General features: G+C 51.0%; 3 protein-coding genes and 1 pseudogene. All 4 read left to right on the forward strand.

Annotated elements, in window-relative coordinates; genetic code table 11:
• Positions 1–285: pseudogene (locus J5224_RS24445) on the forward strand (methyl-accepting chemotaxis protein); the annotation flags it as partial.
• Positions 286–416: 131 nt separating this feature from the next.
• Positions 417–1133, forward strand: coding sequence for a GntR family transcriptional regulator (locus J5224_RS24450; RefSeq protein ID WP_264627820.1), 717 nt, complete (start codon positions 417–419; stop codon positions 1131–1133).
• 207 nt (positions 1134–1340) lie between these two features.
• The gene (gene fraB, locus J5224_RS24455; protein WP_413544717.1) at positions 1341–2315 is read left to right on the forward strand and encodes a 6-phosphofructose-aspartate deglycase; all 975 of its coding nucleotides are present in this window, start codon (positions 1341–1343) and stop codon (positions 2313–2315) included.
• 63 nt (positions 2316–2378) lie between these two features.
• On the forward strand, positions 2379–3002 hold a 624-nt coding region (locus J5224_RS24460), incomplete at its 3' end, for a PfkB family carbohydrate kinase (RefSeq protein ID WP_264627822.1).

Genomic DNA, 3002 nt, shown 5'->3' on the forward strand with positions numbered 1-3002 from the left:
ATTATTGAGGCCATCGGTCAGGTGAATGCGTTGATCGAAGAGATTGCTACCGCGTCCGATGAACAAAGTCAGGGCATCCATCAGGTAAGCCAGGCAATTAATGATATCGATGGCGTCACGCAACAAAACGCCGCGCTGGTGCAACAATCCGCTGCCGCAGCGGCATCGCTGGAAGAACAAGCACGCCAGCTCACGCAGGCGGTGGCGATTTTCCAGGTCAACGATGTACCGCGCTATCAGGAGCAGACAACCGCGTTTATTCCGCGTCTGGCGGCCTCTTCCTGAGCGGTTAAAATCAACGACAGCGGGCGTTGCACACGACCGGTATGCGTTACGCAGGCCAACGGTATCCATAAGAGAAAGTATTGTATGCTATCCTTGCGCGAGGGCGAGGATAATACAAAAGGATACTTAACGTGAATCTGCCGGATACCACGAGTGCAACACCGCTGTATAAACAGCTTGAAGAAGCGCTGAAAGAGGCGATTCTCAGCGGTGAATTTCCGCCCGGCCAGCAAATCCCGACCGAGAACGATCTGAGCGCCAGCTGGAATGTCAGCCGCGTCACGGTACGCAAAGCGCTGGATGCATTGACGCGTGAGAAGCTGCTGACCCGCGTATCGGGTAAAGGCACCTTTGTATCAGAAGAGAAATTTCAGCGCAGCATGACGGGTATCATGAGCTTTAGTGAACTGTGTCGTTCACAGGGGCGGCGACCCGGCGCTCGCACCATCAAATCCGTGTTCGAACCCGCCAACAAAGAGATTCGTGAACGCTTTGGCATGGGCAAAGAGGAAAAAGCGGTGGTGCTGGAGCGCATTCGCTATGCCGACGAGGTGCCCGTTTCGCTGGAAACCGTATGGTTTCCGCCGCGTTTTGCCTTCCTGATCAACGAAGATCTGAATAATAACTCGCTGTATGACGTCCTGCGCCAACGCTACGATCTGTGGTTTACCCACTCCAGCAAAGTAATCGAACTGGTGTACGCCAATTTCGACGTCGCACACTACCTTGGCGTCGCCGAGCGCCATCCGCTCATCTCGATCATGAGTGAAATGGTAGACAACCACCGCGATATCTCATGCATTTCCCACCAACTGGTGGTCGGTGACAAGCTGCGTTTCACCGTGTAATCACTTTTTCTTTCTGTTCATCGCGTCCTGTTACGGCTTAAATCGGGATCCGCATCGCGGGTCCCGATTTTTTATGGTCGCGTGTATTGCCATAAATGTATCTCAATGTTATACACATATAACAATACATTTAGATACATTGAAGATTCAATGTGCAAGGCATGACGTGATAGCGCCAATGTCGGCAGCGACCGAAGAGGAAAAGTGATGAGTATTAAACAGATTATCAGCGACATCGTAGCCAGCAAAACGGAGAAAGGGGGCGTTAAGCACGTTTACTACGTCGCCTGCGGGGGCTCCTATGCGGCGTTTTATCCGGCGAAAGCCTTTATTGAGAAAGAGGCAACAACGGTGTCTGTCGGGCTGTATAACAGCGGAGAGTTTATCCATAACCCGCCGGTAGCACTGGGTGAAAATGCCATCGTCGTCGTAGCGTCTCACAAGGGAAACACGCCGGAAACCATTCAGGCGGCAGCGCTGGCGCAAAGCCGTGGCGTGCCGGTTATCGGGTTAACCTGGGTAACGGATTCACCGCTGGTAGCTCACTGCGATTTTGTTGAAAGCTACAGCTTTGGCGATGGCAAAGATATCGCGCAGGAGAAAACGCTGAAAGGGCTTATCAGCGCCGTAGAGATCCTGCACCAGACCGAAGGCTATGCCCATTATGATGATTTCCAGGATGGTCTGAGCAAAATCAACCGCATTGTTTATCGTGCCTGTGAACACCTGAGCAAACGGGCTGCGGCCTTCGCTCAGGAATATAAAGATGACAAGGTGATTTATACCATGGCCAGCGGAGCCGGTTACGGTGCGGCCTATTTGCAAAGCATCTGCATTTTTATGGAAATGCAATGGATCCATTCTGCCTGTATTCACAGCGGCGAATTTTTCCACGGTCCTTTTGAAATTACCGATGCCAACACCCCCTTCTTTTTCCAGTTTTCTGAAGGCAGCGCGCGCGCCGTCGATGAGCGCGCCCTTAATTTTTTGAAAAAATATGGCCGTCGGATAGAAGTGGTAGATGCGAAAGAATTGGGCCTATCCACCATCAAACCCAGTGTGATTGATTATTTTAACCACTCACTGTTTAACAACGTGTACCCGGTATATAACCGCGCGCTGGCAGAGATTCGCCAACACCCATTAACCACCCGCCGTTATATGTGGAAAGTGGAATACTGATAACACCTGGGGAAATAGACTGGCAGGGACGCCCCCAATAACGTTCGCGCATAAGGAATCACGATGAGCATTAAGGTGATAGGCATTGGTGACAATGTCGTCGATAAATATCTGCACACCGGCATCATGTATCCCGGCGGCAATGCGCTGAATTTTGCCGCCTATGCGCGACTCGCCGGTAATGAGAGTGCGTTTTTAGGGGCGTTCGGTAGTGACGATGCCGCTCGCCACGTGCAGGCAACGCTGCGTGAATTGGCCGTTGATACACAGCGCTGTCGTCACTACGACGGCGAGAACGGCTATGCCTGCATTCGGTTGAATCAGGGAGACAGGGAGTTTGTTACCAGCAATAAGAATGGCGTATTGCGCGAACATCCCCTGCATTTGACACCCGAGGATATGGATTATATCGCACAGTTTGACCTGGTCCATTCCAGTTTAAACGGACACCTCGAAACGGAACTGGAAAAAATAAAACTGCGCAATATCACTCTGTCATTTGATTTCTCCGCGCGAGGAACAGATGACTATTTTAAACAGGTTTGCCCGTGGGTGGATTATGGTTTTGTCTCCTGCGGTACGTTAACACCCGACGAAACACAAATAAAAATAAGGCAACTTTATGATTACGGTTGTCGCCATATTATCGCCACCCGGGGACATGAACATGTTTATTACCATTCTGAA

The sequence above is a fragment of the Candidatus Symbiopectobacterium sp. NZEC135 genome, from assembly GCF_025962695.1.